Source organism: Alcaligenes sp. AB3 (assembly GCF_031844565.1).
Lineage (GTDB): Bacteria > Pseudomonadota > Gammaproteobacteria > Burkholderiales > Burkholderiaceae_B > Alcaligenes > Alcaligenes faecalis.
Genome location: NZ_JAUZVM010000014.1, coordinates 20,117 through 40,552, shown reverse-complemented (window position 1 = coordinate 40,552; position 20,436 = coordinate 20,117). Strand labels below are relative to the sequence as shown.

Below are 20,436 nucleotides of genomic sequence, written 5' to 3'. Positions count from 1 at the left end.
GGCGGTCAGCTTAGTGCTGACCGCCACGCACCCGTTGCAGGGTCTCGCCAGGCGTTTCGCCAAAGCGGCTGCGATATTCGGCGCTGAAACGGCCCTGGTGTGCAAAGCCCCAGCGCATGGCCAGATCGGCCAGCGTCAGATGAGGTTCGTTGGAATGGATCAGTTCGTGGCGCAGACGGTCCAGGCGCACCTGGCGCAGGTACTGCATGGGGCTGACGCCATAGTGCTCCTTGAAGGCTTGCTGCAAGGTGCGCGAGCTGACGCCTGCGATAGCGCTAAGCTCGTCCACCGTGACGGGCAAATGGGCCTGCTCATGCAAATGGCTGGCTACTTTCTTCAAGTGGCGCGGCAAGATGCGGGCGGGGTTCAGGGCCTGAATCTGAGCCGGTGGGTGCAGATCCAGCAAGGTTGTCACCGCCAACTGCTCCAGCTGGTTGATAATCAACGGCGAGCGCCGGATGTCTTCGTAGTTGCGTGCACAGTCCAGCACATAGCGCAGCATGATTTGCCAGGACGGCTGGGTATGCGCCTCCAGGCGTACCGGAAACAGCAAACCTTGCGGGCCTACGTCCAGACCCATGCCACGGGCAGCCTGTTCCACCAGGTTGCGGTCTATCTTGAGCATTAATTGCTCATTATTGGCGTGCCAGACCATATCCACGTCCTCGTTGGGATTGAGGATCGTGGCGGCGTAGGGGCTGGAGTCCACGGTTTGGCCACCGCAGCGAATCTTGGCGGTGCCATATTGAGGCATCTGGACCAGGTAAAAACCGGCCAGGTGATCAGGTTGGATATGTACGTCGGCGCCATAGCCCAGGCGGCTCAAGGCGACCTGACCAAACTGGGCGTGTCGCAGCCGGGTTTGCAGGGTCTGGTCGGCACGTAGCTGCTTGAGCTGGTGCGACTTGAACATGTCGCTGACAGATTTGCGCACGTGTTCCAGGTCAGCAGAAGCTACACGTGCCCAGTGATCGGGCTTATTTTCCATGTTTCATGTGCCTAGATGGTTCTGAAAGGCAGGAAGGATACGTAAAACCTTGAGTTTCAACGGTTTGCAGCGGCTTTATTTTAGTTGTAAAGTATATCAGTGGGCCACCGGGATTTCCCGCAGTCCTGTTTAGTTTGTTGTGTTTATTAACAGAGAGAACCGTGCAGAAAGACTTTCACTTCTACGAACCCACACAAGGCCATGGACTGCGCCACGACCCGATCAGTTCTATTGTGGGCCCTCGTGTAATTGGCTGGATCGGTACCAAAAGCACGGAAGGCGTGCTGAACCTGGCTCCGTACAGTTTCTGCAACGTGTTCAACTACCGCCCGCCTGTCATCGCTTTTTCCAGCGTGGGCTACAAAGACAGCGTGCGTAACGCGATTGAAACCGGCGTCTTTACCTGGAACCTGGCAACGCGTGATCTGGCCGAGCCCATGAACATGACCAGTCTGGAGCAAGATGTGCGCGAGTTTGAAGTCGCGGGCCTGACGCCTGTGGATTCTCGCCTGATTGATGCCCCCCGCGTGGGCGAGAGTCATGCCTCGTTGGAGTGCAAGGTGACAACGCACTTTCAGTTGAAAGACTCGGAAGGCAAGGACCTGAACACCTGGATGGTGCTGGGCGAAGTGGTGGGTGTGCATGTGTCGCCCAATAGCATCGTGGACGGCATTTACCGCACCGCGATCCCACGTCCGATCCTGCGTGGAGGTGGCCCTGGCGATTACTTTGAAATTACGGACCTGGCCTTGTTTGATATGCCACGTCCCAAGTCCTGATAGCAGGGCTACGTAGTCTGGGGGCGGTGATTGGTGGCCCCTGTGAGTTGTTTTGAGGTGACTACGCATTAGCTGGACATGAAAACGGCGCTGAAAGGCGCCGTTTGCTTTATGTCTGCTCAGAGTGTGGCCGAAGTCTTTGGGCTGTTTTGCCTTTTAGCCCTTGGACGAACCGCCCGCTGCCAGAAATTGCGCCAAACGAGGGCTGCGTGGCGACACCAGGACTTCTTCCGGTGGGCCCTCTTCCTCGATCAAGCCTTCGTGCAGGTACACCACTTTGCTGGACACATTGCGCGCAAAGCTCATTTCGTGCGTAACGACCACCATCGTGCGCCCTTCTTCGGCCAAATTTTGCATAACCCGCAAAACTTCACCCACTCGCTCCGGGTCCAGCGCCGAGGTTGGCTCGTCAAACAGCATCACTTCAGGTTCCAGCGCCAGCGCACGGGCAATCGCCACACGTTGCTGCTGGCCGCCCGACAGGAAGGCCGGATATTGCTTGGCCAGATCGCGCGACAGGCCCACCTTGTCCAGATACAGTTCCGCCTTGGCAATCGCCTGAGCCTTGTCCATGCCCTGGACATGAATAGGGGTGGCGGTAATATTTTCCAGCACCGTCATGTGAGACCACAAGTTGAAGTGCTGAAACACCATCGCCAGACTGGTACGCAGGCGCTTGAGCTGTTGTTTATCTACCGCAACCAGTTCGTCCGTTTTGGGATCCAGACGGGTTTTCAGTTCCTCGCCCTTGATGACGATACGGCCGGAATTGGGCGTTTCCAGAAAGTTGATGCAACGCAGAAACGTACTTTTGCCCGAACCACTGGAACCGATCAGGCTGATGACATCGCCCGGCTCTGCGCTGAGAGAGACTCCCTTGAGGACCTCCAGGGAGCCATAGCGTTTGTGAATATTCTCGATGAGCAGGTTGGGCATGGAAAACGGTATCGTATTGAAAATAAAAAAGACCGGCGCGACGCGGCAGAGGGGATTACAGCACAGACTGGCCGTCAGGCAAATCATTGAGCCTGTGGTTTTCCCGTACAAATCTGTGGGTCTAAACGGATTTGCGCGCATTTCTGGGTTTATGATGCAGTCTTTCCCGCAGCCCTGATCGGGCTAAGGGCGCAGCGCAAGCCGCGTTTTAGCCAAGCTTAGGTGTCCGTTTTAGGGGACCTGTTTCTAGAGAGTGTTGTCATGAAAAAAGTGGTCCGTGCCAAGCTGCATGGTATCAAGGTGACCGGTGCCGACTTGAACTATCACGGGTCGATCACCCTGGATCCGGAAATCTGCGAACAAGCGGGCATTTTACCCATGGAGTTTGTGGAAATCTGGAATAAGGACAGTGGTGCCCGTATTTCTACCTACGTAATCTTCGGTGAACCCGGTTCGCGTTGCGTGGTTCTGAACGGTGCGGCCGCTCGTACCTGTCAAAAGGGCGACACCGTCATCATTTGCGCAACCGAATACGTGATGAATTCCGAAGACCTGTATTCCCTGCGCCCTACCGTGCTGACCTTCACGCCTGAAAACGAAGTGGATGAAGTCATGCACTACGAAGTGGCCAAGACCGCCCAGCGCGATTATGACTTCCGCGTGGTGCGCGACGACCGCCCTCGTGGTGCCGAGCGTCCATTGGCCCGTGTTGACGTGGACGCCCTGTCCGCCGACCTGCGCTCCCGTGGTCTGGATGATCGCGCCATTGCCGATATCCTGTCCTGCCACCTGGCCGATTTCGCGCCTGCGAACCAGAACTGATTGTTCTTCACCGGGCCGCAACAGGCCCGATGATGGTTGTATTAAAAAACGCTGTGTTCACTGCCTCAGGCGGCAAACACAGCTTTTTTTTATTCAGTCAGTTTGTGGCCGAATTACATCTGGTACACAGGGCGCCGTCAGACTACAAGGTACTCAGAGCACTGCAATCAGAGCGCTTGAGCACCTTGTTCACGTTCAGCCTCAATACTGGGCGCGCAGCGTCAGCATGACGTTGCGTGGATCGCCGTAGTAGTTGTAGGCACGTTCGTGGGCAATGTAACGGTAGTAGTGCTTGTCGAACACGTTGTTCACGTTCAAGGTGGCTGAAACCTTGGGCGTGAAGTCGTAGCGCACCATCAGATCGGCCACAGCGTAAGGATTCTGCTCGATACGGATCGTGCCGGCCGTGTTCTCGTACAGGAACTTGGTCTGCCATGTGAAGCCGCCACCCACCGTCCACTGGCGCAACGAGCCGGGCAGGCGGTAAGAGGTAAAGAGCTTGAACATATGTTCTGGCGTGCGCGTGTTGAAGGGCTTGCCCTGGTTGGCCGCATCCTTCACGTACTTGGTGGTGTTGTAGGTATAGCCAGCCGTCAGATTCCAGCCTGGGGCCAGTTCACCTGTTAACTCCGCCTCAATCCCTTCGCTGCGCACTTTGCCTGCGGCAATCGAGCAGTAGTCGCTGGTGGTATAGGGGCACGGTTTGGGGCCGTCCAGGTCGGTCTGGGCGCGGTTGGTTTCTTCGATACGGAAGGCCGCCAGCGAAGCCTGCACGCGGCCGTCCTGGAATTCACCCTTGATACCCGCCTCGTAGTTGGCGCCCACGATGGGCTTGAGCAAGGAGCCATTGCGGTCGATGGCGTTTTGCGGACGGAATACGTCGGTATAGCTGGCGTACAGCGAGTAGTTGTCGTTCAGATCGAATATCAGACCGGCGTACGGTGTGAACTCGCCACTGACCTTGTAGCTCGAGGAGGCCGTGTTGGCGCCCGTGAGCAGATTGGTGCTGTCGCTGCTGTAGTCCCACCAGCTCCAACGACCACCCACGATCAACGTGAGTGGATCGGCAAGGCTTAGACGAGCAGCGGTATAGATACCCGACTGCTTGGTGGTGGTGGCAGTGCGCGATTCATAGGGCCCAATATTGGGCGGGGGCAGCGAGGTGGGGTCCCAGTTAAAGACATCGGGCCGGATGCTGGCGTATTCACGCAAAGGCACCTGATCGGTTTCGGTAGGGTTGCGGCGCATGTTTGCACCCACCACCAGCTCATGCTTGCGGCCCAGCAAGGAGAATGGGCCCGAGGCGTATAGATCCACGCTGGTCTGGGTGCGGTTCAGGCTGCTGGCTTTGGCGTAGTTCAGGAGTGGGCCCAGATGGGTGTTGCGGTCTACGCCCGCGCCCGAGGCGGACAGAAACACCGTGTCTACGTCGTAGTGCTGGCGGTTGGCCGACAGCTTGGTCTGCCAGCCGTTGTCCATCTCCCAGGTCAGATCGCCGAACACGGTGGTGCTGCGGGTGGCGCGGTGGTTCCAGTCGGCGCCCAGGTAAGTGCTGCGTGGCAGTTCGAGATCGCCGCCGTCGTCAAAGAAGACGACGCCAGTGCCGTTGGGCGTACCCTTGGTGCTTTGATGATCCACCCCCAAGGTGGCTGTGATCGAGGGAGTAAAGTCGTATTGCAAGACGCCATACAGCACTTCCTTGCGTTCCTTGACGTGATCCACGAAGGAGTCGCGGTCGTCGTGCACGGCCACCACCCGTCCGCGCAGATCACCGCTGTGGTTGAGCGGGCTGGAGACGTCGGCTTCCACACGATAGCTGTTCCACGATCCCACCATTGCGCTGCCGCTGGCGGCAAATTCGCGGGTGGGTTGCTTGCGCACCAGATTGAGCGTGCCGCCCGGGTTGCCGGCCCCCTGCAACAGACCCGCCGCGCCGCGTACCACCTCCACACGGTCGTAGATGGCCATGTCGGCGGCCGCTTCCGAGCCGCCTGCACCTAGTGAAACAGGCACGCCGTCAAGCTGGGCCGTATCCAGCGAGAAGCCGCGGATCTGATAGGTTGTGCCCAGCACTTCGCCTTCCTGCACCTTCACGCCGGTGGCCTGCTTGAGTGCGTCGTTAAGCGTGAGCAAACCCTGGTCGTCAAGCCGTTGGCGCGTGATCACGCTGACCGATTGTGGGGTTTCACGTGCGGACAGGTTCATGCGCGTGGCCGAGCTTGCCGATGCGTTGGTGTAGCTGCCTGTGCCTTCGGTCCTGGGATCGAGTTGTCCACGTACGGTTACGGTGCTCAACTGGGTGCCGTCACCGGCAGGCGCCTCTGGGACCTGGCGCAGATGGTAGCTGCCATCCGAGCTGGCCACAGCAGTCAGGCCAGTACCGGCCAACAGTGCATCCAGCGCGGCCTGGGGCGATAAGGTGCCGGAGACGCCAGGGCTGTTTCGATCCTTGGCCAGCTCACCGGCGCCGGCTACCAGCACGCCGGACGCGCTTGCAAAGCGAGCCAGCGCTGTGCTCAAGGGGCCCGCAGGAATGCGGTAGCTTTGTTGTTGGGCTGACGCACGGTTGATGGTTTGAGCGTGGGCTTGAGGATGCCAGCTTGCCAGGCTTAATGCGCCACTGGCCAGGGCGAGCTGCAGTACGCAAGCCAAGGGGTGTAGTTTGAAGCCAGGTCGGAAAAAGTGCATGGCACCAGAAGAGGCCGCCCGACGGGCGACAGGCTGGGAATAGCCGGACATGATGAATTCTGCTCCTTGGAAGCGGTGTAGTCGGCGAGAGCGAGCCGATTTGCGTGTGTCCTGGCCAGTGTCTGTTCTGAGGCCAGAAGACGGAGTAAAACGATGCCCTCTTTAGGTATATCGAACACGCCAAGGAAAAGCGGAACTCGAAAAAGTGGAAATAGCCGGTTTCAGGTTTTGGGCCGATTGATTAGGCCCGTAAACTGGCTTGTCATGCACGGCTGTCCATGTTGTGAACGTGCGCTTGAATCAAGGCCGGTGCTCGGCAAGTTCAATGCTGACCCACCAGGGCAGGGTCCGTTTGATGCGAATGGGGAGCACTCCTTCCAGCATTTTCAAGGCCCGGTCCGGGTCGGTGGAGGGATAGCTGCCAATCACAGGAAGCTGGGCAGCCTCGGGTGAGACGCCAAGGTGGCCACCGCGATAGCGTTGCAATTCACGCACGACCTCAATCAAGGGTGTGTTGTCGGTGACGAGGATGCCTTTGGTCCAGCTTTGCCGTTCGGGAAGAACCGGAACGGTGTCCGCAATTTGGGCACGCGAGAGCTGCGTCTGCTGACCGGCATAGACAATGCGCTGCTTGCCATTGCTGACCGTGTCCACTTGCACCGCACCTTGATACACCGCCAGAAAAGTCTCCTGGCCGTCCAGTCGTACCGTAAAGCGTGTCCCCAAGGCACGCAGCAGGCCCTGGCGCGTCTTGACCAGAAAGGGCCGCCCAGGATCGGCCGCGGTATCGATCAGAATTTCACCCTGGACCAGTGAGAGCAGGCGTTGATCGCCTCGGTAATCATGGTTCAGTGCGGTGTCGGAACTGAGCCAGACACTGGAGCCGTCGGGCAAGCTGAGCTGGCGAACTTCGCCACGGGCAGTGCGATGCTCGGCTGACCAGGCCATTACTGTGCCGGGCAAGGATGTATGCTGCCAGGCCAGCCAACTGCCCAATCCGCTGCCTGCCAGCGTGCCCAGGCCCAGCAACAATTGGCGGCGTCGCCCCATGCGCCGATTGGCCATGCAATAGCTTTGGACGGCAGCCTGGCGGCTGTCGCTGCTTTGTATCGGCTCAAAGCGGCCACTGATGCGTTCCACGTACTGCCAGGCCTTGCGATGCTCGGCCTGAGCGGCCAGCCAGCCTTGCCAGCGTTGCTGGTCCTGGGCCGAGGCCTCATCCGAGCGCAACAGGGCAAACCATTCGGCGGCCTGTTCCAGCGCGTCAAACGAGGGCTCCAGCATATCGTCGGGATGCAGTTCGGAAGTGCTCATAGGGGGGCGTACAGGCAATCAGCGTGGCTCGGGCAGGCTGGACGCCTGATGCACGGGCATGTCAGCGGCGGTATGGCGGGCTTCCAGTTTCAGGCAGCACAGCATGGCCTGGCTAAGGTATCGGTGCACCATGCGTGTGGACACGCCTAGCGCCTCTGCAATTTCCCGGTTGCTCATGCCGTCGGCCATCGCCATGAAAAAGGCATTACCCACTTTGGCAGGCAGGGTGCGCAACATGCTGTCTATTTCGTGCAGGGCTTCCAGCACCAGGGCCTGGTGTTCGGCAGACGGAACCAGAGCGGCCGGGCGGTTAGCCAGCTCTTCCAGCCAGGCTTGTTCAATTTGGCGGCGTCGCCACAAGTCCACGCACATGCCGTTGGCCATGAGTCGCAAATACACACGTGCTTCGGGCTCGCTGCCGAATTGACGGGGTTTTTGCAGCAATCGGACAAAAACGTCTTGGGCCAGATCGGCTGCGTCAAAGGAATTGCCTAGCCTTCGTCGCAGCCAGCTATGCAACCAGCCATGGTAATTCCGGTACAGCGATTCCGTGTCGGGTGAGAAGGCGGCATTGTGCATGATGCGTTCCAGTGGTGCCTGCTCGACCAGAAAACGGTAGAGATTCGGGCAATGAGAACTGAGAATAATTCTCAATTATCAGAAAAAACCGCCCATTCGGCAAGTTGCCGTGGGCGGTTTTACTGTTGGCATCGCAAGCGATCAGGCCTGATCGCGCCCTTCTTCTACGGCATGGCAAGCCACTTCGTGCTGCCCGGTTTGCAGCAAAGCCGGGGCTTCGCGGCGGCAGCGATCATTGGCCAGCGGGCAGCGTGGATGGAAGGTACAGCCTGATGGCGGGTTCAGCGGGTTGGGCACTTCCCCCGCTACCGGAATGCGACTTTTGCCCGCCCCGCTCATGTCGGGAATGGCTCCCAGCAGCATCCGGGTGTAGGGATGGCGAGGCTGTGCAAATAGATCATCGCGTGGCGCAATTTCCACAATTCGACCCAAATACATGACGCCAACTCGGTCGGCCACGTGATGCACCACGGCCAGATTGTGCGAGATGAACAGATAGGTCAGCCCCAGCTCGCGCTGCAAATCCTTCATCAGGTTCAGGACCTGGGCCTGCACCGACACGTCCAGCGCCGAGGTCGGCTCGTCACAGACGATGAATTCAGGTTGCAGGGCCAGAGCACGGGCAATGGAAATACGCTGGCGCTGGCCGCCGGAGAACTGGTGCGGGTAGCGCTGGGCGTCGCTGGGGTTCAGCCCTACTTGCGTCAGCAGCTCGGCCACTTTGGCCTCTTGCTGGGCGCTGCTCATGTCCGTGTGAGTGACCAGTGGTTCGGCAATGATGCGGCCCACGCGCCAGCGAGGATTCAGGCTGGCATAGGGGTCCTGGAAAATCATCTGACGGCGTTTGCGCATGGCCTTCTGGCTGGCCTTGTCCATGGTTTGCAGGGACTGGCCATCAAACAGAATCTCGCCACGTGTCAGCGAATACAGGCCGGTCAGCAAACGGGCCACGGTGGATTTGCCACAGCCGGACTCACCCACCAGCGCCAGGGTTTCACCCTTGTTCAAGGTGAAGCTGACGCCATCGACCGCACGCAGGTTTACTTTGGGTTTGCGGTAGACCAGACGCTCCAGCAAGGGCGGGGACACATCAAACCAACAGGCAGCGTCCTTGACCTGGACCAGGGCTTGTTTAGGGGCGCTCATGCGGACTCCTGTGCATGCAGCCAACAGGCCGCCTGTGTTTGTGGGGGAACAGGCATCAGCTCGGGGCGTTCGACCAGGCAGCGATCAAAACGACGATCACAACGCGGATTGAAGGCACAGCCGGGCGGGATGGCGTTCAGGCGCGGCATGCTGCCGGGGATTTGTTCCAGACGCTTCAGCCCCGCGTGCAGATTGGGGATGGAACGCATCAAACCACGGGTATAGGGGTGGCTGGGTTTCTGGATCACGTCCTGTACCGGGCCGATTTCGATGATGCGACCGGCGTACATCACCGCCACGCGGTCGGCGGTTTCGGCAATCACCCCCATATCGTGGGTAATCAGCATGACCGAGGTGCCTTGCGAGCGACAGAGTTTTTTCAGCAGGTCGATAATCTGCGCCTGAATGGACACGTCCAGCGCGGTGGTGGGTTCATCCGCCACGATCAGCTTGGGCTCGGCCGCCAGGGCCAGCGCAATCACCACCCGTTGGCGCATGCCGCCCGAGAACTGATGTGGATAGTGGTCGATACGCTCGCGCGCGGCGGGAATGCCGGTGGCTTCCAGCAACTCGATGGCGCGTTCCCGTGCCTGTTTCCAGGACAGGGGCAGGTGCGTCACGATGGTTTCAGCCAACTGATGGCCCACGGTGTAGAGCGGGTTCAGCGAGGTCAGCGGGTCCTGGAAGATCGCGCCAATCTTGCGGCCACGAATCTTGCGCATCTGGTCCTGGTTCAGATTGTCGATGCGCTCGCCTTCCAGCAGGATCTGGCCGCCGCTGATGCGACCGGGGGCATCGAGCAAACCAATAATGGAGGAACCCGTCAGGGACTTGCCGGCGCCTGACTCACCCACCACACCCAGCACTTCACCGGGGGCGATGGAAAAGGACACATGATCCAGGGCTTGGAGCACACCACGCCGGGTCGGGAATTCGACACACAGGTCTTGGACAGTTAAGAGTGCAGTCATGGCTTAGCTCAATTTGGGGTTCAGGGCGTCACGCAACCAGTCGCCCAGGAGATTGACCGACAGCACCAGCAGCACCAGCATCAGGCCAGGGAAAATCGTGATCCACCATTCGCCCGAGAACAGGAAGTCGTTACCGATCCGGATCAGGGTGCCCAGAGACGGCGAGGTGGCCGGAACGCCGACGCCCAAAAAGGACAGCGTGGCTTCGGTAATGATGGCGGTGGCCAGATGCACGGTGGCCAGCACCAGCACGGGGCCCATCACATTGGGCAGAACATGGCTGAACATGATGCGTGGCGAGGACACGCCAATGACGCGGGCAGCCTGTACGTATTCACGGTTTTTCTCTACCAGCGTGGAGCCGCGCACGGTACGGGCATATTGTGGCCAACCGGCCAGCGCAATCGCCCCGATCAGCACCGGGAAGGCGACCACATCGTGCATGTTCAAGGGGAAGACGGCACGGGCTACCCCGTCGATCAGCAAGGCAATCAGAATGGCCGGGAAGGACAGCTGCACATCGGCCACACGCATGATGAAGGCATCCACACGGCCACCGGAGTAGCCGGCCAGCAGGCCCAGCACAATGCCGACCACCATGGACAAGGCCACCGAGGCCAGACCAATCAGCAGGGAGGTGCGTGTCCCGTACAACAGGGCCGAATACAGATCACGTCCTTGGCTGTCTGTTCCCAACCAGTACTGGGGCGAACCGTTCTCCGACCAGGCCGGGGCCAGCAAGGCATCCATCAGGTCGATGGAGGTCAGATCGAAGGGGTCATAAGGCGCCACCCAGCGGGCACCCAGCGCGCCGATAAATAGCAGCAAGGCCATGATGGTGGCCGCAATGGCCACGGGGGAATGACGCCAGGACCAGACCAGATCGCTATCCCAGGCGGTTTTCAATTTAGCGAACATATTAGTGCCCCTTGGCGCCCGACAATTGGGTGCGCAGACGTGGATCGACCAGGAAGTACAGCAGGTCTACCAGCAGGTTGATCACAACAAATACCAGGGCAATCAGACAGAGGTAGGCCGCCATCACGGGGATGTCGGCAAATTGCACGGCCTGGATAAACAGCAGACCCATGCCCGGCCATTGGAAAACGGTTTCCGTCACGATGGCAAAGGCGATGATGCCGCCCAGTTGCAGACCCGTGATGGTGATAACCGGCACCATGGTGTTTTTCAGGGCGTGGCCAAAGTGGATGGCGCGTTGCGACAAGCCACGGGCACGAGCAAATTTGATGTAGTCGGCGCGCAGCACTTCCAGCATCTCCGAGCGCACCAGACGCAGAATCAAGGTGAGCTGGAACAAACAGAGCGTGATGGCAGGCAGGATCAGGTGCTTGAGCCCGTCCCAGCTAAGCAGGCCGGTGCTCCACCAGCCAAACTTCAGGACTTCTCCCCGGCCATAGCTGGGCAGCCAGCCCAATTGCACGGAGAAGATCAGGATCAGCAAGATACCGATCAGGAAGGTGGGCAGCGAGATCCCCAGCAGGGAAAAGGCCAGAATGCTTTGCGCCATAAAGCCATTGCGCTTCAAGGCGGTGTACACCCCTAGCGGCAGGCCTATCAGCAAGGCCAATATGGCGGCCACCACGGATAGCTCGACGGTGGCAGGCAGGCGATCTTTGAGCAGGGTGGAAACAGGTTGGGCTTGCCGCAGGGACAGGCCAAATTCGCCTTGTACGGCCTGGGATACAAAGCGCCCGAATTGCACGGGGGCGGGTTGATCCAGCCCCAGGCTGGCACGCAGTTCCACGCGATCTTGTTCGGTGGCGTCCTGTCCCAGCATGATGGTGACCGGGTCACCAATGTAGCGGAACAGCACAAAGGCCAGAAGGCTGACCGTCAGCATCACCAGAACAGCCTGGATCAGACGGCGAATAATAAATACCAGCATAGGCGGTCTCCTGGTAGAGCGCGAGGATCACTCGCGACCAGTGTCGTCCTTAATGTGTAGAAAGGGCCCGGCAAGGGGGCTGGTGTAGAAACGGATGACTACAGCGTAAGGGGAACCAGCCCCGCACGACGGCGGGGCTGGGGTGGGAAAACAACTTAGTCGATGGTGGTCCATTGGGCCAGCATGCGGTTGTCCGCACGATGTATCACGTTGACCTTCTTGGCCATGGCCCAAGGAATGATCTGGTCATGCAGAGGGATATGACCCACTTCCTTGGCATGAATTTCCAGAACCTTGTGGATTGCGGCATCGCGCTTTGCGGTGTCGGTTTCGGTCTTGATCTGGTCGATCAAGGCGTCCACTTCGGGGTTCTCGTAGCCACCAAAGTTAAAGGAGCCGTCAGCGCCCTCGCCCTTGCTGTGCATCAGGCTTTGCAGGGTGTACAGCGCATCAAAGGTGGGCACGCCCCAGCCAAACATGTAGGCGCTGGAGTCAAAGCTTTGTACTTTGGGGAAGTAGGTGGCGCGTGGCATGGCGTTCAGGTTGGCTTTCACGCCGACCTTGGCCCACATGCCCACGATGGCCTGGCAGATGGCTTCATCGTTGATGTAGCGATCGTTCGGGCAATCCAGGGTGAAGGTCAGGGAATTGTCGTAACCGGCTTCTTTCAGCAGTTCCTTGGCGCGATCCTGGCTGTAAGGCAGGCGCTGGGCCAGTTCCTTGGTGTAGCCGTGAACCTGAGGGGCCACCATGGTGCCGGTGGGGGCGGAGGAACCGCGCATCACGGCTTTCTTGATGGCTTCAATGTCGATGGCCACATACAGGGCTTCACGCACACGTTGGTCAGCAAAGGGGTTCTTGCCCTTGATGCTGCTGTATTTCAGCTCTGGATTCTTCTGGTCCAGACCCAGGTAGATGGTGCGGTACTCGTTGCCTTCCACAATCTTGGTTTGCTGGCGCAGACGCTGCAAATCCTGAGCAGGCGGGTCCAGAACCAGGTCCACTTCGCCAGACAGCAAGGCAGCGGTACGGGTGGCGTTCTGCTTGATAGGTACGTAGATCACTTCGGTGACGTTACCCACCTTGTTGCCCTTGTTCCACCATTCTTCGTTTTCCACAAAGACGGTGCGCACGTCCACTTCACGCGACTTCAGCTTGTAAGGGCCGGTGCCGTTGGTGTTGCGAGCCGAGAAGGTTTCTTCGTTCTTGTTGAAGTCCTGGGGCTGGGTGACATTGTTCTTTTCCGACCAGGCCTTGTTCATCATGAACACGCTGGTCAGCTGGCGCAGCAGGACCGGGTTGGGGGCGGACGTAATGATGTCCACCGTCTTGTCGTCAATTTTTTCTGCCTTGACGATGCCGTTCACGTAGGCCTTGAAGTTGGACGTCGGGGCCATGGCGCGCTCGATGGAGAACACCACGTCATCAGCGGTAAAGGGAGCGCCATCGTGGAATTTCACCCCTTCGCGCAGCGTAAAGCGCCAGACAGTAGGTTCACGCTGTTCCCAGGCTGTGGCCAGGCTGGGCACAATCTGGAAATCCTTGTCGTAGTCCACCAGCGCCTCATAGACATACATGCTGCCTGTGATCGTGAGGTTTTCGTTCTGTGCGTGTGGATCCAGGGTCATGAAGTCGCCCTGGCTGGACCAAGTAAGCGTTTTGCTGTGGCCCACCAAGGGCAGGGCGACCAGAGCTGCCAGCGCAGCAGCCAATACTGTTTTTTTCATGAAAACCTCCTGTTGGGGTGCTTGGTGTCGCTGATAGAGAGGCTGCATAGTAACCGGGCGCTTGCTGCCGATTCAATACGTAGTTTCAGCCTGCTGTCAGCTTAATGATGTTTAGTGATTTATATCATCCCGGCGCTTATTCAGTGGCTCCCGGTTCAAAGCCGACTTGTCGCTATAATGATGTACATATATACAGTTAACAGGCTGATCACGGTGGCGGCACACGAAGAAAACCCCCTGGAGCGGCGTATCGCTCATGTGGATATGGATGCGTTTTATGCCTCGGTAGAGCTGCTGCGCTACCCGCATTTGCGCGGCCGCCCCGTGGTGATTGGCGGGCGAAGTGCCGATACCCCGCGTCAATTGCCCGATGGCAGTTGGCAACATGCCCGTCTGGCCGATTACGTGGGGCGCGGGGTGGCCACGACTTCTACCTACGAAGCCCGTCAGTTGGGCGTGTTCTCGGCCATGGGTTTAATGAAGGCGGCTCAACTGGCTCCCGATGCCATCTTGCTGCCTGCCGATTTTCAAGCCTACCGCCATTATTCGCGCTTGTTCAAACAGGCCGTAGCCACGGTCTCGGACCATATCGAGGATCGGGGTATCGACGAGATCTATGTAGACCTTAGCCATAAAACCGAAGACAGCCACGAACTGGCCGAGCAGATTCGACAAGCCGTGAACCAGGCCACGGGCCTGACCTGTTCGGTAGGCATCACACCCAACAAACTGCTCTCCAAAATTGCCTCGGAACTGAACAAGCCCAATGGGGCCTGTGTGCTGACCATGGACGATGTGCCTACCCGCATCTGGCCGCTGGCCGTGGGCAAGATCAATGGCATTGGCCCCAAGTCGGTCGTGAAGCTGACGGAAATGGGCATAGAGAAGATCGGGGAACTGGCCGCCACGCCTGCAGAGAAATTGCAGGAACACTTCGGCCTGCGCTACGCGCAATGGCTGATGGCCGTGGCCCAAGGCCAGGACGAGCGCCCTTTGTCCACCGACCGCACGCCTAAATCCATCAGCCGTGAAACCACCTTCGAGCGTGATCTGCACGTGCGCATGGATCGCTCCCGCCTGTCTGCCGTGCTGGAGTCCTTGTGTGAAAAGCTGGAACAGGATTTACGCAAATCCGCCATGTGCGCCCAAACCATAGGCATCAAGCTGAAGTTCGAGGACTTCAAAACCGTGACGCGCGACCTGTCCCTGCCCGCGCCGGTGCTGGCGGCAGATGCCATTCTGGCCGCCGCCCGCCAGAATCTGAAACGCGCCGTGCTGGACAGACGCTTGCGCTTGCTGGGCGTGAAAGCCAGCGCCTTGCTACCCATCAGTGAAATGCCGCAGGAGCAGCCCCGGCAGCTGGATCTAGACGGCTTGTTTTAGGCGGGCAGATCATCAGAAGCTTGCGTTTTCCATGACAGGTTTTATATAGATGCGGCCCCCCAATACCCTGAAAGATTTTAGGCTTAAAACGCTTTGGCGCCTGCCAGGGTGCGGATGTGTACCAGAAAAGGGACAATCCACGGCCAGATGGCCATTGTCCCAGGCATAAGCGTCCTGCCGGGGGTGTGCTGCGTTAGAATTAATTGTCCAGCCGCCGGGCTGGTTTATTTTTTCTTCTTTCATTTTCATCAAGGTTTGCCGTTATGGAATTCGATCGGGCCGGTGTACGTGCATTAATGGAAATTACCCAGCGTCCGGAGTTGGTCTTTGTGCGAGGAGAAGGTTCCTGGCTGCAAGATCACAACGGCAAGCGATACCTGGACACTGTCCAGGGCTGGGCCGTGAACGCGCTGGGCCACAGCCCTGCCAACGTGATCAAGGCGATCACCGAACAAGCGTCCAAATTGATCAACCCCTCGCCTGCGTTCTACAACGAGCCCTCTATCGAGCTGGCCAAGCGCATCGTGGAACACTCCTGCTTTGATCGCGTGTTCTTTGCCAACAGTGGTGGCGAAGCCAACGAAGGCGCCATCAAGCTGGCGCGCAAATGGGGTCAGATCAACAAGAACAACGCTTACAAGATCATTTCTTTTGAGCACTCTTTCCATGGCCGTACTCTGGCCACTATGTCCCTGTCCGGCAAACCCGGCTGGGATCGCATGTTTGCTCCACAGGTCGACGGCTTTCCGAAAGCCAAGCTGAACGATCTGGAGTCCGTGCGTGCGCTGATCGACGATCAAACCGTGGGCATCATGCTCGAACCCGTACAGGGCGAAGCCGGTGTTATTCCCGCTACCGTGGAATTCATGAAGGGCCTGCGCGCTCTGGCTGACGAGCACAAGCTGTTGCTGATCGTGGACGAAGTGCAAACCGGCATGGGCCGTACCGGCACCATGTTTGCCTACGAGCACTCGGGCATCCGTCCTGACATCATGACCCTGGGTAAAGGCATTGGTGGTGGCGTGCCTCTGTCGGCACTGTGCGCCCGCGAAGAAGTGTCCTGCTTCCAGCCTGGTGACCAGGGCGGTACCTACAACGGTAACCCTCTGATGACCGCTGCTGGCGTAGCCGTGTTCGACGAACTGGCTGCTCCTGGCTTCCTGGAGTCGGTCAATGCCCGTGCCAAGCAACTGTCCGAAGGCCTGCTGGCCATCAGCGCCAAGTGGGGCATGAACGGTGAGCGTGGCGAAGGTCTGTTGCGTGCCCTGATCCTGGATCAGGACGACGGCCCGGAAATCGTGGCTGCTGCCCGCGACCGCGCTCCAGAAGGCATGCTGCTGAACTCGCCACGTCCTAACCTGCTGCGTTTCATGCCAGCCCTGAACATCACGGCCGACGAAATCGACCTGATGCTGGCCTGGCTGGACGAAATCCTGGTCAAGGTTCGCGGCTAAGTGGCCAGCTTGCTGTAAAGAAATCCGCCTTCGGGCGGATTTTTTTTGGTCTGTGGGTTTTTGTAGCTGCGCGGGTATGGCAGCTTGGCGAAAGCCCTCCAGGCTACTTTTTCGTAGCTACTTCGTGTATCTACGAGGCGATTCAGCCAACGCGCGGAGGCATGTTCTGGCGAGCCAGGTTCGGCCCCGAAGAATTTGTGCAGAAAGGCAGGTCGGCAGCGCAGATCCATTATTTTTTGGCCCATGATGCAGAAGAAAGTTGCTGGTTTTGAACACCGCGCGCGTCAAAGGCGCCGCCGGTCTGGGCGCGATCACTGACGGTGACGGCACGTTTGCCTAGAAGGGGAAATACCAGCTCGGCAAAGCGTATGGATTCTTCCAGATGCGGATAGCCCGAGAGCACAAAGGAGTCCGCGCCCAGGTCTATGTATTCCTGCAAGCGCTGGGCCACCGTGTGGGCATCGCCCACCAGGGCGGTGCCTGCTCCGCCTCGTACCAGCCCCACGCCTGCCCACAGATTAGGCGAGACTTCCAGCTGATCGCGACGGCCACCATGCAAGGCGGCCATGCGTTTCTGGCCTACCGAGTCCATGCTGGCGTAATTGGCCTGCGCCTTGGCAATGTCCTCGTCCGTCAATTTGCTGTTCAAGCGATCCGCCTCGGCCCAGGCTTCCTCATTGGTTTCGCGCACGATCACGTGCAGGCGTACACCCAGCCTTAATTTGCGGCCACGGGCGGCGGCACGGCGGCGGATGTCCTCAAACTTCTTGCCTACCGCAGCTGGTGGTTCGCCCCAGGTCAGGTAGGCATCGACATGCTCGGCAGCCAGCTCGTGTGCGGCGTCCGAGGAGCCACCAAAGTACAAGGGCGGATAGGGTTTTTGCACAGGCGGGAAGAAGTTGCGGCCATTCTCCACCTTGAAATGCTTGCCTTGAAAATTCACGGTGTCGCCAGAGAGCAATTGACGCCAGATCGTCAGATACTCATTGGCGTATTCGTAGCGGGAGTCATGGTCTAGAAATACGCCTTCGGCAGCCAGTTCGGTGGCATCGCCGCCAGGCACTACATTCAGCAGCAAACGGCCATGCAGGGCCTGGTCCAAGGACGCTGCCTGACGTGCGCTTGCGACTGGCGCGCCCAAAGAGGTACGTAGTGCCACCAGCAGCTTGATGCGCTGGGTAACAGGAACCAGGCTGGCCGCCACTACCCAGGGGTCCAGGCAGGAGGCGCCGGTGGGAATCAGCAAGCCGTCATAACCCAGGTTCTCGCTGGTGACGGCAATGCTGCGCAGATACTCGTTGGTGGGCGCGCGGCCAAAGTCGGATTTGCCCAGATAACGGGTGTCGCCCGAAGTGGGCAGGAACCAGAAAATATCGGGTGTGGTAGAGGTGATTTGGCTCATGCTGCCTGGGCCTCCAGAGCGGTGTTTTGCAGCGGCAAACGCGCTTGAATGCTGTGTAGCACAGGCACGGCCAGATCGAACAGGTGCTTGAGCAGGCCCGGAATGCCTGCGCGAAAGATGGGCGAGCCCACGATCAGAAAGTCGGCCTGTTCAATGGCCTGGATGGCCTGATGCGCATGGGTGGGCAAGGTGTCGGTGGACAGGGCCGCGCCCAGTTCGGGCAGCAGGCTGACCAGCTCGATGTTTTGCACGTCCAGTGCCAGTTGATCGTTCAGTGTGTCGCGCAGCGCGTCCAGCCGTACTTGGGTGCCGGAGGGACGGTGCAAGCTTCCATTCACAATAACGGTTTTCAGAGGGCGGCTCATGGCAATTCCTTGCAGTGAAATCAGGACAAGATACCGCCAGAAAACGGGGGCACCTGTGCGAGTCAATGCCTTGTATTACATGCCTGATCGCCGCCCTCACGAAAGATAATTCGCTCATGTGTTTATGGCCGATAAGTGTCCTTACTCTTTTGATTTGCTTATGAAAATCAGGATTGTTGAATGTGAAAAAATGAGCTGCCAAATGGCATGAATATGAAGAGTGTCAGGAGTAATACCAAGAATCTGCCGCCCATGTTTTTCGGGGGCAAAAAAGCTGATCGGAACAGGAGTGCCAGAACTGGATAATGCGCCGCTGTGTTGTGCCAGAGCTGGATAGTTTGATGACAAACGCGTTCATAGAATGAAAACAAACCAATCCGGGGGGATTGGCATCCGACTGTGTCACATACGCAGCGGTTTTTATTTCTATGAGAGAGACAAGTCATGACCCAAAACAGCACCCCACCCTACATCGAGATCGAAAAGCGCATCGACAAGGTACGCGACGAGTACGCTCTGGTTGAAGGCCACTTCGATACGTCTGAAGAAACCTCCCCCTGGATTCCTTTCGGCCCCAATATCTGGCTGCGTCACCTGAGCTTTGATATTCGCAACAACACCTCGGTGCACATCATGCGTGCCGACAAGGGTGGCTCCCTGGGTCGTCACCGTCACCGCGCTGTGGTGACCGGCTACATCCTGTCCGGCAGCCTGCGTTACGAGGAATACGATTGGGTGGCTCGCGCTGGCCATTACATCCACGAAAGCCCCGGCCGCACGCACACGCTAGTGTCCGATGAAGGCATGGAAACCCTGTTCCACCTGGGTACACCCATCGAGTTCCTGGATGAGAACGACAACATCCTGGAAATCATTGATGTGTTCTGGATGATCGACCACTACACCAGCTACTGTAAGAAGCACAATCTGCCCATCAACCAGTCCATGTTCATCTAAGACTGTTTGAGGCTTGTGTGCCGTGTCTGCCCCGTTTGATGGGGCAGTTCCTTGAAGCGTTGCTGATAGTAGGCAGAAAACCGCCCCAAATGCCCAAAGCCATGCGCCAGTGCCACATCGGTGACGTTGGGGCGGGGTCGGCTTTGCAATACCTGATGGGCGGCGTCCAGACGCAGATTGCGTACCCAGCTCATGGGGGACTGCTTGTAGTGACGACGGCACAGCAGATGCAGGAAGCGGGGACTCACACCCGCTGCCTGAGCCAGATCATCCAGTGAGATGTTGCTGTGCAAATGCGCCAGCACATAGTTCCTGGCCTGAAGCAGACGCATTTCCCCGTCCGGGCTGCGGCTCCCATGGATTCATCCACCAGAGCCTGTGCAGCTTGTTCGTCGGCGGGATGACACAGCAGGAATAAAGCCAGGCTGCTTTCAATATGCTGCGTCCAGTTGGCCGAACGGTCGCCGTGTTTCGCCGGGAGCAGAAGCAGGTGCTGGATGAGGTTGGCCCATTGCGGGCCCATACAGGGGTCCAGCTTGTAGACGCAGCCTCGGGTCAAGCCCTCTTGTGCCAGCGTCTGATGGCCCACGTCATCAAACAAGCTGTAGGGGATCTTCACGATCAGCTGTTCGCAACCGGCCTGCCACAAGGTGCGCACATGATGGCGAGGGGATACCACCGCAATATCGCCGGGATAGGCTGTTAATTTGTGATGACCGTCGCTGATGAACTCGGCCGTGCCTTGCATGGGCATTTGCACCAGACAGAAGTCGCCGAAGGCATCGGCCTGGATTTCCACTTCGGCACCGTAGCCCAGCCGCATCAGGCTGATCTGGCCAATATCGCGGCGGTACAGGCTGGTGTTGATGCGCCCGCGTCCCCAATGCAGGGCATGCCGGGAAATGGCCCGACTAAGTGGCTGATGAGACAGCTCGGCGCTGTGGGAATGAAAGATTGGATGACGGTACAACACCGACAGATCCAAGCCATTTTCTGCCGACATTGGGAACCCCTTGTTC

At 58.6% G+C, this 20,436-nt stretch carries 19 protein-coding genes; 5 read left to right on the top strand and 14 right to left on the bottom strand.

The window, feature by feature from the left end:
* Window positions 1-10 precede the first annotated feature (10 nt).
* Window positions 11-988 (bottom strand): AraC family transcriptional regulator, encoded by a 978-nt coding sequence (locus tag Q9R35_RS18185; protein WP_086069877.1) that lies wholly within the window; start codon window positions 986-988, stop codon window positions 11-13.
* 161 nt (window positions 989-1,149) lie between these two features.
* Here Q9R35_RS18185 and Q9R35_RS18180 point away from each other — a divergent pair, with 161 nt between their 5' ends.
* Entirely contained in the window at window positions 1,150-1,767 is a 618-nt protein-coding gene (locus tag Q9R35_RS18180) for a flavin reductase family protein (RefSeq protein ID WP_026483916.1), read from the top strand.
* A gap of 156 nt (window positions 1,768-1,923) precedes the next feature.
* On the opposite strand, the gene Q9R35_RS18175 is transcribed toward Q9R35_RS18180, so the two are convergent.
* Window positions 1,924-2,703 carry an ABC transporter ATP-binding protein gene (locus Q9R35_RS18175; protein WP_063690952.1) on the bottom strand — a complete coding sequence of 260 codons (780 nt, stop codon included), beginning with the start codon at window positions 2,701-2,703 and terminating at the stop codon, window positions 1,924-1,926.
* A 261-nt stretch (window positions 2,704-2,964) separates the two neighbouring features.
* Between Q9R35_RS18175 and panD the strand changes: the two genes are divergently transcribed.
* Window positions 2,965-3,525 (top strand): aspartate 1-decarboxylase, encoded by a 561-nt coding sequence (panD, locus tag Q9R35_RS18170; RefSeq protein WP_009461218.1) that lies wholly within the window; start codon window positions 2,965-2,967, stop codon window positions 3,523-3,525.
* Window positions 3,526-3,726: 201 nt separating this feature from the next.
* On the opposite strand, the gene Q9R35_RS18165 is transcribed toward panD, so the two are convergent.
* The 8 genes from Q9R35_RS18165 to Q9R35_RS18130 all read right to left on the bottom strand — a co-directional run bounded on the left by Q9R35_RS18165 (window position 3,727) and on the right by Q9R35_RS18130 (window position 13,856).
* Window positions 3,727-6,264, bottom strand: coding sequence for a TonB-dependent siderophore receptor (locus Q9R35_RS18165; protein WP_311220226.1), 2,538 nt, complete (start codon window positions 6,262-6,264; stop codon window positions 3,727-3,729).
* 249 nt (window positions 6,265-6,513) lie between these two features.
* Window positions 6,514-7,527, bottom strand: coding sequence for a FecR domain-containing protein (locus tag Q9R35_RS18160; protein ID WP_063690954.1), 1,014 nt, complete (start codon window positions 7,525-7,527; stop codon window positions 6,514-6,516).
* Between the two features lie 18 nt (window positions 7,528-7,545).
* Window positions 7,546-8,106, bottom strand: coding sequence for a sigma-70 family RNA polymerase sigma factor (locus Q9R35_RS18155; protein WP_042484893.1), 561 nt, complete (start codon window positions 8,104-8,106; stop codon window positions 7,546-7,548).
* Between the two features lie 141 nt (window positions 8,107-8,247).
* A complete protein-coding gene (locus Q9R35_RS18150; protein WP_042484890.1) occupies window positions 8,248-9,252 on the bottom strand; it encodes an ABC transporter ATP-binding protein in 1,005 nt (334 codons plus the stop codon).
* A complete protein-coding gene (locus Q9R35_RS18145; protein ID WP_042484888.1) occupies window positions 9,249-10,223 on the bottom strand; it encodes an ABC transporter ATP-binding protein in 975 nt (324 codons plus the stop codon). The genes Q9R35_RS18150 and Q9R35_RS18145 overlap by 4 nt, the downstream gene beginning before the upstream one ends.
* Before the next feature lie 3 nt (window positions 10,224-10,226).
* Entirely contained in the window at window positions 10,227-11,141 is a 915-nt protein-coding gene (locus Q9R35_RS18140) for an ABC transporter permease (protein WP_009461211.1), read from the bottom strand.
* Window position 11,142: 1 nt separating this feature from the next.
* Window positions 11,143-12,129, bottom strand: a complete 987-nt coding sequence (locus Q9R35_RS18135; RefSeq protein ID WP_063690956.1) for an ABC transporter permease — start codon at window positions 12,127-12,129, stop codon at window positions 11,143-11,145.
* Window positions 12,130-12,284: 155 nt separating this feature from the next.
* Complete coding sequence (locus tag Q9R35_RS18130; RefSeq protein WP_045930517.1) at window positions 12,285-13,856, bottom strand: ABC transporter substrate-binding protein; 1,572 nt, start codon at window positions 13,854-13,856, stop codon at window positions 12,285-12,287.
* A gap of 213 nt (window positions 13,857-14,069) precedes the next feature.
* Between Q9R35_RS18130 and dinB the strand changes: the two genes are divergently transcribed.
* Complete coding sequence (gene dinB / locus Q9R35_RS18125; RefSeq protein ID WP_262479188.1) at window positions 14,070-15,239, top strand: DNA polymerase IV; 1,170 nt, start codon at window positions 14,070-14,072, stop codon at window positions 15,237-15,239.
* A gap of 263 nt (window positions 15,240-15,502) precedes the next feature.
* The gene (locus Q9R35_RS18120; RefSeq protein WP_009461207.1) at window positions 15,503-16,693 is read left to right on the top strand and encodes an acetylornithine transaminase; all 1,191 of its coding nucleotides are present in this window, start codon (window positions 15,503-15,505) and stop codon (window positions 16,691-16,693) included.
* Window positions 16,694-16,922: 229 nt separating this feature from the next.
* On the opposite strand, the gene ssuD is transcribed toward Q9R35_RS18120, so the two are convergent.
* Complete coding sequence (gene ssuD / locus Q9R35_RS18115) at window positions 16,923-18,095, bottom strand: FMNH2-dependent alkanesulfonate monooxygenase (protein ID WP_311220225.1); 1,173 nt, start codon at window positions 18,093-18,095, stop codon at window positions 16,923-16,925.
* Complete coding sequence (locus Q9R35_RS18110) at window positions 18,092-18,460, bottom strand: NADPH-dependent FMN reductase (protein WP_063690964.1); 369 nt, start codon at window positions 18,458-18,460, stop codon at window positions 18,092-18,094. The genes ssuD and Q9R35_RS18110 overlap by 4 nt, the downstream gene beginning before the upstream one ends.
* A 444-nt stretch (window positions 18,461-18,904) precedes the next feature.
* Here Q9R35_RS18110 and Q9R35_RS18105 point away from each other — a divergent pair, with 444 nt between their 5' ends.
* Window positions 18,905-19,417: a 2,4'-dihydroxyacetophenone dioxygenase family protein gene (locus Q9R35_RS18105; RefSeq protein WP_026483888.1), complete on the top strand. Its 513-nt coding sequence runs from the start codon at window positions 18,905-18,907 to the stop codon at window positions 19,415-19,417.
* On the opposite strand, the gene Q9R35_RS18100 is transcribed toward Q9R35_RS18105, so the two are convergent.
* Window positions 19,414-19,665 (bottom strand): helix-turn-helix transcriptional regulator, encoded by a 252-nt coding sequence (locus Q9R35_RS18100; protein WP_311220224.1) that lies wholly within the window; start codon window positions 19,663-19,665, stop codon window positions 19,414-19,416. The two genes, Q9R35_RS18105 and Q9R35_RS18100, sit on opposite strands and share 4 nt — an antisense overlap.
* A complete protein-coding gene (locus Q9R35_RS18095; protein WP_311220223.1) occupies window positions 19,662-20,420 on the bottom strand; it encodes a hypothetical protein in 759 nt (252 codons plus the stop codon). Before Q9R35_RS18095 ends, Q9R35_RS18100 begins: the two co-directional genes overlap by 4 nt.
* Window positions 20,421-20,436: the final 16 nt, after the last annotated feature.